General features: G+C 70.2%; 12 protein-coding genes. 7 read left to right on the top strand and 5 right to left on the bottom strand.

Annotated elements, in window-relative coordinates; translation table 11 throughout:
- Window positions 1-11: 11 nt before the first annotated feature.
- Complete coding sequence (locus ID574_RS31940; protein WP_223167269.1) at window positions 12-416, top strand: MerR family transcriptional regulator; 405 nt, start codon at window positions 12-14, stop codon at window positions 414-416.
- 6 nt (window positions 417-422) lie between these two features.
- Here the strand turns inward: ID574_RS31940 and ID574_RS31935 are convergent, their stop codons facing one another.
- Both ID574_RS31935 and ID574_RS31930 read right to left on the bottom strand, forming a co-directional pair.
- A complete protein-coding gene (locus ID574_RS31935; protein ID WP_188192683.1) occupies window positions 423-1,625 on the bottom strand; it encodes a hypothetical protein in 1,203 nt (400 codons plus the stop codon).
- 113 nt (window positions 1,626-1,738) lie between these two features.
- Window positions 1,739-3,370 (bottom strand): dolichyl-phosphate-mannose--protein mannosyltransferase, encoded by a 1,632-nt coding sequence (locus ID574_RS31930; RefSeq protein WP_188192682.1) that lies wholly within the window; start codon window positions 3,368-3,370, stop codon window positions 1,739-1,741.
- A gap of 66 nt (window positions 3,371-3,436) precedes the next feature.
- On the opposite strand from ID574_RS31930, the gene rsmI reads away from it, so the two are divergent.
- Window positions 3,437-4,297 (top strand): 16S rRNA (cytidine(1402)-2'-O)-methyltransferase, encoded by an 861-nt coding sequence (gene rsmI / locus ID574_RS31925; protein ID WP_188192681.1) that lies wholly within the window; start codon window positions 3,437-3,439, stop codon window positions 4,295-4,297.
- An 8-nt stretch (window positions 4,298-4,305) separates the two neighbouring features.
- Window positions 4,306-5,892 carry a dolichyl-phosphate-mannose--protein mannosyltransferase gene (locus ID574_RS31920; RefSeq protein ID WP_223167267.1) on the top strand — a complete coding sequence of 529 codons (1,587 nt, stop codon included), beginning with the start codon at window positions 4,306-4,308 and terminating at the stop codon, window positions 5,890-5,892.
- On the opposite strand, the gene ID574_RS31915 is transcribed toward ID574_RS31920, so the two are convergent.
- Entirely contained in the window at window positions 5,828-7,348 is a 1,521-nt protein-coding gene (locus ID574_RS31915) for a hypothetical protein (protein ID WP_188192680.1), read from the bottom strand. The two genes, ID574_RS31920 and ID574_RS31915, sit on opposite strands and share 65 nt — an antisense overlap.
- A 592-nt stretch (window positions 7,349-7,940) precedes the next feature.
- Here ID574_RS31915 and ID574_RS31910 point away from each other — a divergent pair.
- The 4 genes from ID574_RS31910 to ID574_RS31895 all read left to right on the top strand — a co-directional run bounded on the left by ID574_RS31910 (window position 7,941) and on the right by ID574_RS31895 (window position 13,472).
- A complete protein-coding gene (locus ID574_RS31910) occupies window positions 7,941-9,161 on the top strand; it encodes a glycosyltransferase family 2 protein (protein WP_188192679.1) in 1,221 nt (406 codons plus the stop codon).
- Window positions 9,162-9,725: 564 nt separating this feature from the next.
- The gene (metG, locus tag ID574_RS31905) at window positions 9,726-11,507 is read left to right on the top strand and encodes a methionine--tRNA ligase (protein WP_188192678.1); all 1,782 of its coding nucleotides are present in this window, start codon (window positions 9,726-9,728) and stop codon (window positions 11,505-11,507) included.
- Between the two features lie 33 nt (window positions 11,508-11,540).
- Window positions 11,541-12,395 carry a TatD family hydrolase gene (locus ID574_RS31900; RefSeq protein WP_188192677.1) on the top strand — a complete coding sequence of 285 codons (855 nt, stop codon included), beginning with the start codon at window positions 11,541-11,543 and terminating at the stop codon, window positions 12,393-12,395.
- Window positions 12,396-12,626: 231 nt separating this feature from the next.
- Window positions 12,627-13,472, top strand: a complete 846-nt coding sequence (locus ID574_RS31895) for a resuscitation-promoting factor (protein ID WP_188192676.1) — start codon at window positions 12,627-12,629, stop codon at window positions 13,470-13,472.
- Here ID574_RS31895 and ID574_RS31890 read toward each other — a convergent pair.
- Both ID574_RS31890 and ID574_RS60310 read right to left on the bottom strand, forming a co-directional pair.
- On the bottom strand, window positions 13,469-14,671 hold the full coding sequence (locus tag ID574_RS31890; RefSeq protein ID WP_188192675.1) for an FG-GAP repeat protein: 1,203 nt from the start codon (window positions 14,669-14,671) through the stop codon (window positions 13,469-13,471). The genes ID574_RS31895 and ID574_RS31890 overlap by 4 nt on opposite strands.
- On the bottom strand, window positions 14,668-16,938 hold the full coding sequence (locus ID574_RS60310; RefSeq protein WP_223167266.1) for a serine/threonine-protein kinase: 2,271 nt from the start codon (window positions 16,936-16,938) through the stop codon (window positions 14,668-14,670). Before ID574_RS60310 ends, ID574_RS31890 begins: the two co-directional genes overlap by 4 nt.
- Between the last annotated feature and the right edge of the window lie 64 nt (window positions 16,939-17,002).

Raw genomic sequence — 17,002 nt, 5'->3', positions numbered from 1 at the left:
AGGGGGGCCAGATGACCATGGCGGACACGTTGCTCGACATCGGCGAGGTGGCCAGGCGGAGCGGGCTCGCGCCGTCCGCACTGCGGTTCTACGAGCGCAAGGGCCTTATCGAGGCCGAGGGACGCAACGGGCTGCGGCGGGCGTACCGGCCGGAGACGCTGGACCGGCTGGCGATGATCACCTGCGCCCGGGACGCGGGGTTCACGCTCGCCGAGATCGCCCAGGTCCTGCGCGCCCGGCCGTCGGACACGCGGCTGCGCGAGCGCATGGCGGCCAAGGAGCGCGAGGTGGACGCGCGGGTCGCGCAGCTGACCCGGCTGCGCGACAGCCTGCGCCACGCGGCCGTCTGCGAGCACGACCCGCTGGTGGAATGCCCCGACTTCAAGCGCGCCCTCGGCCGGGTGCCCCGAGGGTGAGAGGCGTCAGCCGGAGCCAGTGGGCCGGCCCGAGCTGACGTATTTCCTGGGGCGCAGGGCGTGGGCCCGCAGCGCCGCCAGGGCCGCGAGCTGCCCCGGCCGGTCCATCCGCACCGCCAGCTCGTCGCTGAACGCCAGCCCCAGCGCCGTCAGCTGGGCGACCAGGTCCGCCACCGGGCGGGCGACGTCCTGCACGCTCGTGGCCGGATGCCAGCCCTCGCCCCCGACCACCTCCGCGACCCGCTCACGCAGGTGGGCGGGCGACATCAGCGTGCCGTCGGCGAGCAGCATGAGCGCGGCCTCCCTGGCCGACACCTCGAACTCGTGCTCGCCCTTGGCCAGCAGCAGCCTGGTGACCGCCGCCCACATGTCGTCGGGCGAATTCAGCAGCCGCCTGCCGTAGTCGGTGATGGCCAGCCGCGCGCCGTCGCGGCTGATCGCGCCCAGCTCCCGCTCGGCAAGCTCGCGCAGCCTGAGCGCCTCGGGCGAGGGCGCCAGCCGCAGCGGCAGCGTGCCCTCCTTGTCGGCCAGGGAGAGCAGCCCGCGCAGGGCGGGCAGGGGCTGCGGCGTGACGGGCGCGTGCAGGCGCACCTCGAACGGCTGCGCCAGCTCCCTCCTCGCCGGGCCCCGCCCCAGCACCCAGCGGTTGAGCCGCTCGCCGTGCACCCGGTTGAGCCAGCTGTCGCCGCCCAGCTCGGCCCGCGGCTCGGTGAGCCAGCGGCGGGTCAGCGAGGCCCGGTCGACCTTCTCGCCGGAGACGATGGCCAGCTCCAGAGCCGCGGAGCAGGCGAGGTGCGCGCCCAGCTCCTCCGGTCCCATGATCATGCTCCACTGGAGTTCCGGCACGTCGGGCGGGAGCACGCCCGTGGCCTCGAGCGCCTGCTGGTAGGCGTTGGTGCCGGCGTCCTCGCCCTCCAGGGCGTAGGTGCGCAGGATCTGCACGGTCGTGGGGGACACGCACAGGGCGGCGTACCGGTCCAGTCCGCCCAGCTGGAGGAGTCGTCCGAGCGAGCGTGCCAGTCGCTCGTGGTCGCCGCCCACCTTGAGCGGCAACGTGTACCAGAGGAACTCGCAGACATCGAGCTGGGTCACCGTCTCCAGGGGTTCCCCACCCGTCAACCATTCGACTGCGGTCCTGGCGTCGTCGGCCAGGTCCGGGTGAGAGCGCTCCAACTCGGCGAGAAGGGCGGTGACATCCGGTGCACTCATGCCTCGAAGTTTGCCGTATCGACCCCTGGCCTGACGATGACCGAATCCGGTCCACATTGGGTCTTGCACAGTGACTACCCTAAGAAAGCACTAATGAGCAGGCTGTAACCGGGTCAGATCCATCGTTTTTCAAACAACATGCGGGCCTTCCACTCGGTGTACGGGATCAACTCGCCGGACAGGATCGGGTGCAACCACCAGAAGTTGATCAACGCTAGCAGAGCGAAGGCGCCGACGACCGCCGCCCCGATCGTACGCCGCAGCGGCATGGCCCCCGTGGCCGTGGGCCTGGACGGCCCGATCAGCAGCCCCGCGCACAACGTGATGGCCAGCACCATGAACGGCACCATCGGGATGGCGTAGAACAGGAACATCGTGCGGTTGTCGGCGAAGGCGAAGTAGAACCACGGTAGCCACCCCATCGCGTACGCCAGCAGCACGGCCCCGGCCCGCCAGTCGCGGGAGGAGACGTAGTAGGCGATCAGCGCCACCAGCGCGGCCACCGCGCCGAACCAGATCACCGGCGTGCCGACGCCGAGCACCGCCTCCGAGCAGTCCTTGACGCCGCAGGTGTTCTGTCTGCCCTCGTAGTAGAAGGCGACGGGACGCAGCAGCAGCGGCCACTGCCACGGCTCCGACATGTAGGGATGCGAGGTCTCCAGGCCGCTGTGGAAGGTGAAGACCTGCCATTGGTACTTGACCCACGACCGCATCGAGTCGAAGAGGAAGAAGAACGGCCCGGACGAGGTGGCCTGATCCCAGTTGCGCCCGTAGCCGGTGCTCGTCGCGAACCAGCCGATCCAGGTCAACATGTAGGCGACGAACGGTACGATCGTGAACGCCGCGAGCCCCTGCGGCACGTCCTTGCTGAACGCCCCCGCGTACGGATGTCGCAACCCCAGCGCCCGCCGCGCCCCGAAGTCCCACATCAGCGACATGGCCGCGAACGCCACCGCGAAGAACAGCCCCGACCACTTGACCGACATCGCCAGGGCCAGGCACACGCCGGCGCCGATGCGCCACCACCTGATCCCCAGCGCCGGCCCGTACGGCGACACCGGCGACGTCTCGTACCAGGCGACCAGCCGCTCCCGCGCCTGATCCCGGTCGACCACCAGGCAAGCGAACGCCGCCAGCACCCAGAACATCAGGAAGATGTCCAGCAGCGCCGTCCGCGACAGCACGTAGTGGAGGCCGTCGAGCGCCAGCAGCAGCCCGGCGAAGCAGCCGAGCAGCGTCGAGCGCGTCATCCTGCGCGCCACCCGGGCCAGGACGAGGATGGACAGCGTGCCGATCACGGCCGCGGCGAAGCGCCAGCCGAACGGGTTGAGCCCGAACATCCACTCGCCGACGCCGATCATCCACTTGCCCAGCGGCGGGTGCACCACGTAGGAGGCGCACTTGTCGAGCGTCTCCTGCGTGCACTTCTCCCAGATGTTGAGGTTGTCGGCCAGGATCGCCTTGTCCGCGTCCTTGATCGTCACTCGCTCGACGCCCCACGTGATCAGCGAGAACGCGTCTTTCATGTAGTACGTCTCGTCGAACACCACGGCCCTGGGATGGCCGAGGTTGAGGAAACGCAGGATCCCGCCGAACAGAGTGACCAGCAGCGGGCCGACCCACCCCCACAACACGCTGCCGCGCATGGGAGGTATGACCCGATCGCGCACGGACCGAGTCTGAGGAAGGCTCTCGCCGACCTCCGACTTGTCGTAGGCCTGGTACGGGGAATCGGTCACCGCCATTCGGACATCGTACGGGGCTCGGGCGTAAGAGGTACGTAGGGAACGGAGAAAGACGGTGCAATTGGGATGCCCTGCCACAATGGTCAGGTGACTGGAGACGGCAGGTTGGTGCTGGCAGGAGCCCCTATCGGCCAGGCGGGCGACGTCTCGCCGCGGCTGCGGGAGGTGCTCGCGAGCGCCGACGTCGTGGCCGCCGAGGACACCAGGCGGCTGCGCAGGCTCGCGGCCGACCTGGGCGTCGAGATCGCGGGCCGGGTGGTGTCCTACTACGACCAGAACGAGGCGGCCCGGGCCGAGGAGCTCCTGGAGACGCTCAAGGAGGGCCGCACGGTCGTGGTCATCACGGACGCCGGCATGCCGGGCGTCTCCGACCCCGGCTACCGCCTGACCCGCCTCGCGGTCGACGCGGGCATCACGGTCACCGCCCTGCCGGGGCCGAGCGCCGTCACCACCGCCCTGGCCGTGTCGGGGCTGGCCAGCGACCGGTTCTGCTTCGAGGGGTTCCCGCCGCGCAAGCCCGGCGACCGGGCCCGCCGCCTGGCCGCGCTGGCGGCCGAGGAGCGCACGATGGTCTTCTTCGAGTCGCCGCACCGGCTGGCGAGCTCGCTGGAGGCCATGGCCGAGGCGTTCGGCCCCGACCGGCCGGCCGCGGTGTGCCGCGAGCTGACCAAGACGTACGAGGAGGTGCGCCGCGGCGGGCTCGGCGAGCTGGCCGAGTGGGCGGCCGCGGGCGTCAAGGGCGAGATCACGGTCGTGGTCGCCGGCCACGTGCCCGGCGCGGGCGAGCAGGACATGGAGGGGCTGGTCGCCGAGGTGGACCGCAGGGTCGCGGAGGGCTCCCAGCGCAAGCTGGCCATCGCCGAGGTGGCCAAGGAGGCGGGCGTCCCCAAGCGAGAGCTGTATGAGCTAGTTCACAAGCGCCTATAGTGCGCATCGTGAGGAACTGGGGGGTTTCGCCGCGGCGATTGGTCCCGCCGATCCAGGGATCCGCCCTGCTGGGCTGGATCGGGCCGCTCCTCGTCGTGATCTTCGGCGGCGTGCTGCGTTTCGTCCGGCTCGGCGAGCCCAGGGCCGTGGTCTTCGACGAGACCTACTACATCAAGGACGCGTACTCGCTGCTCAAGTACGGTGTCGAGCGGGTCACCCTGGGCGATGCCAAGAACCCCGTCGCCGACCGGCGCCTCATCACCGGCAACCTGGACATCTTCAAACAGTGCCCCGAGCCCGCCGACTGCGCCTCCTTCGTGGCGCACCCCCCGCTGGGCAAGTGGATGATCGCCGTCGGCGAGCAGCTGTTCGGCATGAACCCCTTCGGCTGGCGCTTCGCCGCCGCCCTCGCCGGCACGCTCTCCATCCTGATCCTGGCCCGGGTGGCGCGCAGGATGACCCGCTCCACGCTGCTCGGCTGCCTCGCCGGGCTGCTGCTGGCGCTCGACGGGCTGCACCTGGTGCTGTCGCGGACGGCGCTGCTGGACATCTTCCTGATGTTCTGGGTGCTGGCCGGGTTCGCCTGCCTGGTGGCCGACCGGGACTGGGCACGCAGCCGGCTGGTCGACTGGTACGAGAGCGCGCCCGTCACCGAGCTGGGCCCGCGGCTCGGGCTGCGGCCTTGGCGGCTGGCCGCCGGGGCCTGCCTGGGGGCGGCCTGCGCGGTCAAGTGGTCGGGGATCTTCTTCCTCCTCGCGTTCGCGGTGCTCACCGTGATGTGGGACATGGGGGCCAGGCGGGCGCTGGGGCTGCGGGAGCCGTACCGGGGGGCGCTGTCGTACGACGTGCCCGGCGGGGTGGCCGCGATGGCGCTCGTGCCCGCCGCGGTGTTCATGGCGAGCTGGTCGGGCTGGTTCGCCACCGCCGGGGGATGGGGGCGCAACTGGGCGCAGGCCACCTCGTCAGGGCCGCTGTTCTTCGTGGTCGACTCGGTGCGGTCGTGGTTCGAGTACCAGAAGCAGGTGCTCGGCTACCACAGCGGCCTGGACGACTACCACCCCTACATGTCCGAGCCCTGGTCGTGGCCGCTGCTGCTGCGCCCCGTCTCGTTCCACTACCCGTCGAACCTGCCGCCGTCGGCGTGCGGGGCCGACAAGTGCTCCCAGGCCGTGCTCGGCGTCGGCACCCCGGCCCTCTGGTACGGCGCCGTGCTGGCCCTGCTCGGCCTCATCGCGTGGTACGTGTCGTCGCGCGACTGGCGGGCCGGGGCCGTGCTGCTCACGGTCGCGGCCGGCTGGCTGCCGTGGTTCTACTACGCCATCGCCGACAACCGCACGATGTACCTGTTCTACATGATCCCCGTGGTGCCGTTCATGGTGCTGGCGGTCGTGCTCGTGGCGGGGCTGATCCTGGGCCGGGAGAGCGCTCCCCCCACGCGCCGGGCGGCCGGGGCCGCGGCGGTGGGGGCGTTCGCGCTCATCGTGCTGATCAACTTCTGGTGGCTCTATCCGGTGCTGACCGCCGAGACGATCACACAGGCAGAGTGGTGGGCTCGGATGCTGATGCGCTCTTGGGTGACCGCCGCCCCCAAGTGATGCCCTTGCGCAGCGTGATCGCCGCCGCCACGCAGGCCAGGGGGACGGCCGGAAGCACGTAGCGGTAGTCGAACTCGGCCGTCGCCGCCGGGGCCAGCAGCAACCCGACCGCGCCCAGCCAGGGCAGCGCCACCGCGCCGCCGAACTTGCGCCAGCGCACCGCGACGCCGTACAGGCCGATCAGCAGGATCCCGCCGAGCATGATGCCGCGCAGGTAGAACACCTTCTGGTAGCCGCTCATGATGTCGGCCCACGGGTGCACGATGCGGGTCTCCGGCGGGCCCTGCTCGTAGCTGAACGCGTCGGTGTCGGTGCGGCCGCCGGCGTACGACGACCACTTCGGCAGCCGCTTGGGCTGGCCGTTCTCGTCGAGTTCGACGTACGGCTTGAACTGGTACATGTTGTAGGTGTTCTCGTCCGGGAAGCGCGGGCGCGCCCAGTGGAACGAGCGGAAGAAGTCACGCGCCACGACCTTCAGGTAGTCGCCCGGCTGCGACGTGATCGCCCGCGTGGCGAACGCGCTGGCCGCGTCGTTGGTGATCTCGCTCCACTTCTTCTGGATGCCCCATCGGTGCAGCACCTCGCCCGTGGCCGTGCCGTCGTGGCTGCCCTGGCCCCACAGGTACCACTGTGCGTACTCTTTGCGCTGGTCGACCGGGTCGTTGATGCACAGCAGGAGAAGCTGGACCTCTTTGTACTTGTCGATGTTCATCTTGTTGCAGTCGGCGAAGATCGCCGTCCGCATGTACAGGATGAGGCCGTCGCTGTTGGTCATCGCGAACTTGCCGTACGCCGAGGCGAACCAGCCCATGTACGCCATCACCGGGATCGCGCACGCCGTGATCAACGCTGCGATGGGCCGCCAGCCCGTCCGCCTGACCAGCAGATAGAGCACCACCAGGGCCAGGATCGGCAGGCCGATCGAGCGCGTCAGCCACGTCAGCGCCAGCAGGAACCCGACGACCGCGCCCGCCTTCCACGACAGCCGCCGCTTCCACAGCACCAGTGTGATCACGCCCACCACGAGCAGCGTGAACATGGTGTCCGACATCACCAGCTGCTCCAGCTGGATCTGGTACGCGTCGAACAGCACCGGCGCCGCCGCCAGCGTCGCGCCCCACTTCGGCAGCCTGAACTTGATCCGCAGCAGCGCGTAGATCAGGCACGCCGTGGCCAGGCCCATCAGGTGCTGCGTGAAGGTGACCAGCGCGAAGCTGTGGAACGGCTTCAGCAGCATCAGCCAGAAGCTGTAGCCGTCCGGCCTGATCGGGTGGGGCCTCGGGTGCAGCGCCACCGAGACGTACTCGTAGGAGTCGTTGAACCACATGGCAGGGCCGTAACCGAGCATGGTGATGAGCCGCAGCACGGCGCCGACGCCGAAGGCCGCGGCGAACACCCGATGCCGGTGCAGAAGCAACCGCCAACGAGTTGTCCGGCCGGGAGCGGAGTAATCCACAGGGGTATTCTGCTCCGCGACGCTCACCATGCTTTGACCTGCTCCTCGCCTTGGACGACGAGGATTCCTCAACCGCTGCCCGGTTGGGTGCTTGGCGCTTCGCTGACCGGGCGACCCCGAGGTCTCCACGCCCTGAGACGACCGGCCCGGCCGCCCTTTGTCCGACTGGCTATCGCCTGCTCGTTCGACTGGCTCGACCCTAATCGCTCTCGATCGATGCGGCAACCGGATCACTCGCTCTTTTGACTTGCTCCTCGCCTAAAGAGGCGAGGATCCCGGAGCCGCTTGCGCGGCCCTGGTGCTTGGCGCTTCACAGACCGGGCAATCCCGAGGTCTCCACGCCCTGAGACGACCGGCCCGGCCGCCTGTAGCGCCATGTTGATCTCACTCGACGGCTTGGTTATCGCACGCCCGTTCGATCGATTCCGACATTAGCGCGTCTCCGGCCGTGCCGCCATTGATTCGCTGAGATCCCAGGTCCCTGCTTCGCGCTCCGGTAAAGATTGACGGTCGATTTTGGGTCTTGACGCGAACGCCTCCGGGCACAGGGCATGATGGTTCACTGGAACAGCCTTAACTGAAGGGTAGACACGTGGAACTGACGGTGGTCATGCCCTGCCTCAACGAGGCGGAGACCGTGGAAGTCTGTGTGCGCAAGGCACTGGCGTGCATGGAGGAGCACGGCATCGAGGGCGAAGTCCTGATCGCCGACAACGGCAGCACGGACGGCTCTCAACAGCTCGCCCGCGACGCCGGCGCCCGCGTGGTCCACGTCGAGGAGAAGGGCTACGGCAACGCCCTCATGGGCGGCATCCGGGCGGCGCGCGGCAAGTTCGTCATCATGGGCGACGCCGACGACTCCTACGATTTCACCTCACTGCTGCCGTTCGTCGAACAACTGCGCGACGGCGCGGACCTGGTCATGGGCAACCGGTTCAAGGGCGGCATCGCCCCCGGCGCCATGCCTCCGCTGCACCGCTACCTCGGCAACCCGGTGCTGTCGTTCATCGGCCGGCTGTTCTTCCCGTCGGCGATCGGCGACTTTCACTGCGGCCTGCGGGGCTTCAGGCGCGACTCGATCCTGAAGCTGCACCTGCAGACGGGCGGCATGGAGTTCGCCTCCGAGATGGTGGTCCGCTCCACGCTGGCCGGCTACGACGTGCGCGAGGTGCCCACAACGCTCTCGCCCGACGGCCGCTCCCGCCCGCCGCACCTGCGCTCGTGGCGCGACGGCTGGCGCCACCTGCGCTTCCTGCTCCTCTACAGCCCGAAGTGGCTGTTCTTCTACCCCGGCGTGCTGATGATGATCATCGGCCTGGTGGCGGGGACCGCGCTGACCTTCGGTCCTGTGGAGATCGGCGAGCTCGCCTTCGACGTCGACACCCTGGTCGGGACGTCGGCGCTGGTGGTGATCGGCTTCCAGGCGGCGCTGTTCGCGCTGTTCACGAAGGTTTACGCGGCCGAGGAGGGGTTCCTGCCGGAGTCGCCGCGGATCCGTAAGATCATCGACATCGTCACTCTGGAGAAGGGGCTCGTCGTCGGCGGGCTGCTGGCGCTGGCCGGTCTGGTGGGGCTGGTGATGTCGCTGGTGCACTGGCAGGTGCGGAGCTTCGGCGAGCTGAACCCGCGGGAGTCGCTGCGACTGGTGGTGCCGTCGGCAACGGCCTTGATCATGAGCTTCCAGACGATCTTCGCGTCGCTGTTCGTCAGCATCCTCGGCATCCGCCGCTCCCGCGAGACGCCGATCGACCGCGCGGCCGCCGCCGCTGAGGAGGCGGCCGAGGCGATCTCACGGGAAAGATCAAAAGCTTGACATCTTTCTTTTACGCGTTGCCAGGGTCGGCCATCCGCCGACCCTGGCTCGTGTCTGTCCAGGGGAACGGCCGCTGACCGGTCAGTGGCGCGCCGCCGTTACGGGGCGCTTCGTTGACCGGCCTCCATGGCCCACCCGGGCGCCGTTCGGATCGCGCCGGGCTCCACCGCACCACCTCCCGCCGACGCGGCGCCGGGAGCTTCCCCCGCGGCCCCACCGAGGACCCTGCACCACCGGCGACTCCGGCACCATCGGCAACGCCGGCAACGGCGGCAACCCCGGCACCAACGGCGACAGTTCCACCACCCGCAGGCCATCACCTCGCAGGCCAGCGACCCCCGCCTCCAGCGACCCCCGTGCAGGGCGCAGGCCGGCAACCCTCCCGCAGGTCCGCAACTCCCGCAGGCCGACTAATCCCGCCAAGCTGAGCGGGGTATCGGCGTGGGTGTCAGAGGGTGCCGGAGACGGGGGTCGGAGCCCCAGATGGGCCGACCTGGTGGACCGGGCGTGTCGTGGAGGGGGAATGGGTCCGAGGGGGACAGCGATCCCCGTAGGCTTAGGAATATGTCCCAGCACATCTTGACCGCCGTCGCGTGGCCGTACGCTAACGGCCCCCGTCACATCGGGCACGTCTCAGGGTTCGGCGTGCCGTCCGACGTCTTCAGCCGCTACCAGCGGATGGCGGGAAACAAGGTGCTGATGGTGTCCGGCACCGACGAGCACGGCACGCCCATCCAGGTGCAGGCCGACAAGGAAGGCGTCAGCGCCAAGGAGCTCGCCGACCGCTACAACCGGGTCATCGCCGAAGACCTCACCGGCCTGGGCCTGTCGTACGACCTGTTCACCAGGACGACCACGAAGAACCACTACGCCGTCACGCAGGAGATCTTCAAGGGTCTCCACGCCAACGGCTACATCTTCCCCAAGACCACGATGGGCGCGATCTCGCCCTCGACCGGCCGCACCCTGCCCGACCGCTACATCGAGGGCACCTGCCCCATCTGCGGCTACGACGGCGCCCGCGGCGACCAGTGCGACAACTGCGGCAACCAGCTCGACCCGATCCAGCTGATCAACCCCAAGAGCCGCATCAACGGCGAGACGCCGACGTTCGTCGAGACCGAGCACTTCATGCTCGACCTGCCCGCCTTCACCGAGACGCTCGGCTCCTACCTGCAGTCCAAGCAGGGCGAGTGGCGGCCCAACGTGCTGAAGTTCGCGCTCAACCTGCTCGGTGACCTGCAGCCCCGGGCGATCAGCCGCGACCTCGACTGGGGCGTGCCGATCCCGCTCGACGGCTGGCGCGACCAGCCCAACAAGCGCCTCTACGTCTGGTTCGACGCCGTCATCGGCTACCTGTCGGCCTCCATCGAGTGGGCCAGGCGCTCCGGCGACCCCGACGCCTGGCGCCAGTGGTGGCAGAACCCCGACGCCCGCGGCTACTACTTCATGGGCAAGGACAACATCGTCTTCCACGCCGAGATCTGGCCGGCGATGCTGTTCGGCTACAGCGGCCAGGGTGACAACGGCGGCACGCCGGGCTCGCTCGGCTCGCTCGAGGTGCCGTCCGAGGTGGTCTCCAGCGAGTTCCTGACGATGGAGGGCCGCAAGTTCTCCTCCTCCCGCCAGGTCGTCATCTACGTGCGCGACTTCCTGGCACGCTACGACGCCGACGCGCTGCGCTACTACATCGCGGTGGCCGGCCCCGAGACGCAGGACACCGACTTCACCTGGCAGGAGTTCGTCAACCGCAACAACGGCGAGCTCGTCGCGGCCTGGGGCAACCTGGTCAACCGGTCGATCTCGATGGCGGCGAAGAACTTCGGCGCCGTGCCCGAGGCGGGCGACCTGACCGACGCCGACCGGGCCCTGCTGGAGCGCTCTCGCAACGCGTTCGGGCCGGTGGGTCAGGAGCTGAACAGGTCGCGTTTCAAGAACGCCATCACCGAGGCGTTCGACGTGGTCCGCGAGGCCAACAAATACCTCGCCGAGCAGGAGCCGTGGAAGCTCAAGGAGGACCCGGCGCGGCAGAAGTCGATCCTGCACGTCGCGCTCCAGGTCGTCGACGACGCCAAGACGCTGCTCACGCCGTTCCTGCCCAGCTCGTCCAACAAGGTCTTCGCCATGCTCGGCGGCGAGGGCGTGTGGTCGGGCATGCCGGAGATCCGCGAGGTCGACGAGGACGGCGGCGAGCCGTACCCCGTGATCACGGGCGAGTACGACGGGGCGGCCCGCTGGGAGCACCGGCCGATCAAGCCGGGCACGCAGCTCGCGCCCCCGGTGCCGCTGTTCAAGAAGCTCGACCCGAAGGTCGTGGACGAGGAGCTGGCCCGCCTGGCGGAGTGACCGGCTGTCGCGGGGAGCGGCTACTTTAGGGGCGTGAGCAAGATTCCCGCCGCCCCAGAGCCGCTTTCCGTGCCCGTGTTCGACAGCCACTGCCACCTCGACATCATGGTCGGCAACCGGCAGGCGTCGTCCGGCGACCCGGTGGCCCAGGCGGCGCAGGCCGCGGCGGCCACCGTGCGGAGCATCCTGGACGACGCCAGGGCGGTCGGCGTGACCAGGCTCGTCACGATCGGCTACGACCTCAAGTCCTCCCGGTGGAACGCGGAGACGGCGGCGGGTCAGGAAGGCGTGTACGCCGGGGTGGCGATCCACCCCAACGAGGCCCACGAGGCGACTCCCGAGGTGCTGGCCGAGATCGAGGCGCTGGCCCGGCGGCCGGAGGTGCGGGCGGTGGGGGAGACCGGGCTCGACTACTACCGCGACTGGGCGAGCAAGGACGACCAGCACGCCAGCTTCCGCGCGCACGTCGAGATCGCCAAGCGCACCGGGAAGGCGCTGGTCATCCACGATCGGGACGCCCACGACGACGTGCTCAAGGTGCTGGCCGCGGAGGGCGCGCCGGACAAGGTCGTGTTCCACAGCTTCTCGGGCGACGCCGAAATGGCCAAAAAGTGCGCCGAAGCTGGATATTTCATGTCCTTCTCCGGCCCTGTGACGTACAAGAACGCCGTCTACCTCCGCGAGGCCGCCGAGGTGGCCCCGTTGGAGTTGATGCTGGTCGAGACCGACGCCCCCTACCTCCCGCCGGTCCCGCACCGGGGCAAGCCCAACGCCCCCTACCTCATCCCCCTCACCCTGCGTTGCCTCGCCGAGGTCAAGGGGATCCATCCGGACCGGTTGTGTGAGGCGATCAGCACCAACGGGGTCACGGTCTTCGGCGAGTGGTGACCATCTTTTGGTGAACCGGTGGATGCCGGCGTGTCGTGGCGGCTAGCGTTCGGGCGGTCACTTTCCGTTATGGAAGGTGACGTGTGTGGTCGCGCTCACTTGGCCCTCGCTGGTAACGCAAGCTACCGCTCTCGGGCCTGAGCGTTCGCCGCTCCGTACCGGAGGTGGTTCGTGCGAGGCAGGAGACGTGCGCCGCGTCCGCCGATCCCATGGCGCTCCCCGTGGACACCGGTGGTGTGCCTGACGGCGGCCGTGGCCGCAGGTCTGCTCGTGGCCGTGTCGTCCCTGGCCAAAGACGTGACCGTGGTCGTGGACGGCAAGTCGATGGCGGTGCGGAGCTTCGCCGGCTCCGTACGCGACGCGCTCGGCGACGCCGGGGTCTCGCTGAGCTTCGGCGACGTCGTACACCCGCCCGCCCAAGAAGGCGTCTCCGACGGGACCAGGATCGAGGTGCGCCGTGCCCGCCCCATCACGCTGACCCTGGACGGCCGCACGAGCCAACACCTGGTCACCAGTACGAAGGTCGGCGACGCCCTCGCCGAGCTGGACATCTCCCCGGCGGCCGCCACGTTCTCCGCGCCCCGCGACGGGACGGTGCCGCTGTCGGGCATGTCGCTGACCGTCTACACCAAGCGCAAGGTGTACGTGGTGGCCGGCACCACCAGGCTCATCTCCCGCACCACCGCGCGCACGGTCCGCGAGGTGCTCCGCCAGAAGCGCATCGACCTGCGCCGCGGCTACCGGGTGACCCCGCCGCTGGGCAGCTTCCCCAAGGACGGCACGGTGATCATGGTCACGCCGCCGCACACCGTCGAGGTCCAGCCGGGCGTGGCGCGCCTGAACTGGCGGGCGCTGGCCGAGTGCGAGTCGCGAGCGAACCCGCGGGCGTACAACCCGGAGGGGCCTTACTACGGGATGTACCAGATCAGTCTGCCCATGTGGAAGGCCGTCGGCGGCATGGACCTGCCGTCGGCCTGGCCGACGGAGGAGCAGACGTACCGGGCCCAGCTCCTCTACCAGCACGTGGGCGGCCGCTGGCAGGTCCAGTGGCCCCGCTGCGGCGCCCACCTGTTCTAGGGGCCGGACACCGCCACCCCGAAGTCGGCGCCCGTGGACGGCTGGAGCTCCTCCAGGCTCTCGGCGTTCCGCCCGGCCACCGCCACCTTCCCGTACGGCGGCGCGTCCGGCTGCCCCACGAACAGCTTGTTGCCGCTGAAGGCCACCGACCAGCCGAACAGCCCGTCGCCGCCCGGCAGCCGCCGCTCCTCGCCGCCGCCCTTCCAGGAGACGATCCTGACGCCGCCGCCGTAGGGAGCCCCGATGGCCAGCCTGCCGTCCGCCGAGGCGGCCAGCGAGAAACCGAACGCCTGCTTGCCGCCCTGCGTCACCGTCCTGATCGGCTTCCTGCCGGGATTGAGCAGCTGGACGTAGCCGGGGCCGGGGGCGCTGACCGCGTAGCCGGAGCCCGCCGAGTACGTCACCGCGTAGCCGTACCGGTCGCCGGAGGCGTTGGTCGGGGAGTCCAGCTTCAGGCTCGTGATCTGGGGCGCGAAGGGGTCGTCGATGAACACGACCGAGCCCGAATCGATCTTGCCTGCCTCGATCTGGCGGCCCGCGCCGTCGTCGTTCTCATACGGGACGCCGACGAGCAGGGTCTTCTCCGCCCCGAACGCCATCGACCAGCCGAACTGGTCGCCCACCTCACTGTTGCCCCGCACCTCGACGGTCTCCTGGCTGATCCTGCGCAGCTCGCCGGTGCCCTTGCGCACGTAGATCGCGCCCACGTCGAGGAGCTTGTTCTCGTCCTCGTAGGGCGCGCCGATCGCCACCAGATCGTTCAGCGTCGCCAGAGACCAGCCGAAGTGCGCGAACCGCTGCGGCTGCGGGGCGGTCAGGCGCTGCGGGGGCTTGGCGCCGCCGCCGTAGACGACGTACGCGGCCCCGGCGTCCTCCGTGCCGTCCACATCCGCGTACGGCGCGCCGACCACCAGGTCCGCGCAGGCGTCGCCGTCGACCTTCGCCAGCCGCGCGGACCACCCGAAGGCGTCGCCCTTGACCAGGCCCGGCACGGCGACGGGGACGACCTTGCCGCCGGACAGCACGTGCACGGCGCCCTTCTGATCGTCGGCGAACGGGTCGCCCACCGCCACGTCGTCCACACCGTCGCCGTCGAAGTCGGCGGCCCCCGCACAGGCCGCCGCCGCGGCGGTGGCGCCGGGGACCGCGCTCATGCCGATGGCGAGCAGCAGCGCGACGAGCGTCTCCCTGGTCCTCACAGCGCCACCTCGATCTGCTGGCCGTTCTCGAGCATGGTCGCCGTCAGCTTCACCGGCTTGCGGTAGGCGGCCAGGTCGAACACGAAGGCGCTGTCCACGCGGGCGCCGGGGAGGATGGCCGGGGGCAGGGTGAGGGCGGCCGGCTCGTGCTCGCCGCCCCGGTCGTCGACCATGGTGACGACCGGCTGGATCAGCGTGCGCCGCTCGCCGCCCGGGTTGAGCATCGTCCAGCGGATCACGCAGAGCTGGCCCTGGGTGGCGGTCTTGCCCTCGTACTCCTTCAGACCGCACTCCGGGGCACTCGCCACGATCGCGATCGGGTCGTCGAAGCCGGCGCCCAGCGGGAACCTGCGGCCCACGTCGTCGGGGCTCGCCGTGGCGGCGGCCTGGGAGGGGCTGCCGGGGTTGGAGGGGACCGTGTTCCGGCCCGAGGTGACGATCAGCACGGCCACGGTGACCACGATGGCCAGCACGGCGGCCCCGGCGGCGATGAGCCACCGAGTGCCCGGGGTCCTCGTCCCGCCCAGTGTGTCGGGCTCGCTCGGGAGCAGCTCCGGGGTGATGGCGGTGGCCCGGTCACCCGGCTGGGTGTCGGCCCCCCGCTGCTCGGACTGCTCCATCTGCCGTAGTTGCTCCTGCCCCGGAATGCCGGCGGCCTGCCGCAGATGCTCCCGCCCCGCAATACCGGCCGCCGCCCGCCCCTGCTCCTGACCGGCGACTCCGGCCACGCGGTGCTGCGGCTGCCCCTGACCGGGGACGTCGGCCGTCCGGTGCTGCGGCTGTCCCAGGCCGGGGGCGTTGGCCGCCTGGTGCGACGGCTCCTGGCCCGGGAGACCGGGAGCCTGGTGCGGCTGTCCTTCTCCTGAGGCGCTGTGCGTCTGGAGCGGCTGTCCCTGGCCCGGGGCACTGGGCGTCTGGTGCTGCGGCCCCGCGAGCCCGGGCAGCCCGAACTGCGCCGGCGGCGCCTGCCCCGCAGGACCGCCGGCTGGCCGCGGTTGCGCCTGCGGCTCCGGCGTTCCGGGCGTTCCCGTCCCTCCGAGCGTTCCCTCCGCCGACTGGGCCTGCTGCTCCTTCTTTCGATCACCTCTCCGGAAGAACCCACGCGCCCGCACCTGACCCTTACCCGGTGCTTCGGCCTGGGGCTGCGCAGGCCAGCGAGCCAGCTCCTCCTTGGCCGCCTGCTCCTCCCTGCGCGCCCGCTCCTCGACCGACGCCTGCCCAAAAGGACCGGAAGGACCAGAAGGACCGGGGGGACCGGGGGGACCGGGGGGACCGGGGTGGACGACGTTGGGCCCGCTCGACGCCCGCCCCGTGGCGTCACCCGGCGGCGGCGTCGTGAACGTCGCCGTGATGTCGGGCTCGTCCACGACGTTCTGCGGCGGCTGCCACTCGTTGAACATCTCGGTCGCGACCAGAGTGGGGGGATTGATCGACGGCGGCGGCGTGTTGCCTCCCACCAGCGCGATCAGCAGGTCCTGCGCCGTCGGACGCAGCGCGGGGTCCATGGAGGTGGCCAGCCGCGCCAGCTCGTTCAACGGCGCGGGCAGCGCACCCAGCTCCGGCTGGGTGTTCAGCACGCGGTGGGCCATGGTGATGGGGTCACCCCGCCCGAACGGGTGCCGCCCGTTGCCGGCGTACGCCACCAGGCAGCCCCAGGCGAAGATGTCGGCCGCCGGGCTGACCACCTCGCCGCGCACCTGCTCGGGCGCCCACCATCCCGGGCTGCCCAGCAGCTCGCCGGATAGCGTGAACCCGGTCTCCCTGTCGAGCGCCCTGGCGATCCCGAAGTCGATCACCCGCGGACCAGAGAGCGAAAGGATCACGTTGGCGGGCTTCAGATCCCTGTGCACCAGCCCCGCCACGTGGATGGCGGCGAGCGCCGCCGCCACCCCCAGCGCGACACCATGTAACGGCCCAGGATCCAGAGCCCCATATTTCGCGATCTGGTCGGACAGCGGGGTGCCCGCGATGTACTCGGTCACCATGTACGGCCGTCCGTCGCCGGTGTTGCCGTTGTCCAGCACCTGAGCCGTGCAGAACGACGCCACCCGGCGAGCGTTGTCGACCTCCGCATGGAACCGGGCCGCGAACCCCTCCTGGTTGGCGAACTCCGCCTTGACGACCTTGAGCGCGACGAAACGCCCCGTCGGCGCGCGGGCGAGGAAGACGGTCCCCATACCGCCTTCGCCGAGTCGCCCCAGCAGACGGTACGGACCGATCTCCCGCAAATCCGTCGGGCGGAGCGGCGCGGCGCCCGTTGGCTCCATGAGGGACGTCCCTTCCTGTTCCACGCCATCCTCCCCTTTGGTCTCCCCATCCGCCATCGCAGGT

The sequence above is a fragment of the Nonomuraea sp. SYSU D8015 genome (genome assembly GCF_008065375.1).
In the GTDB taxonomy this organism is placed as follows: domain Bacteria; phylum Actinomycetota; class Actinomycetes; order Streptosporangiales; family Streptosporangiaceae; genus Nonomuraea.
This window is presented reverse-complemented; position numbering and strand designations above follow the sequence as displayed.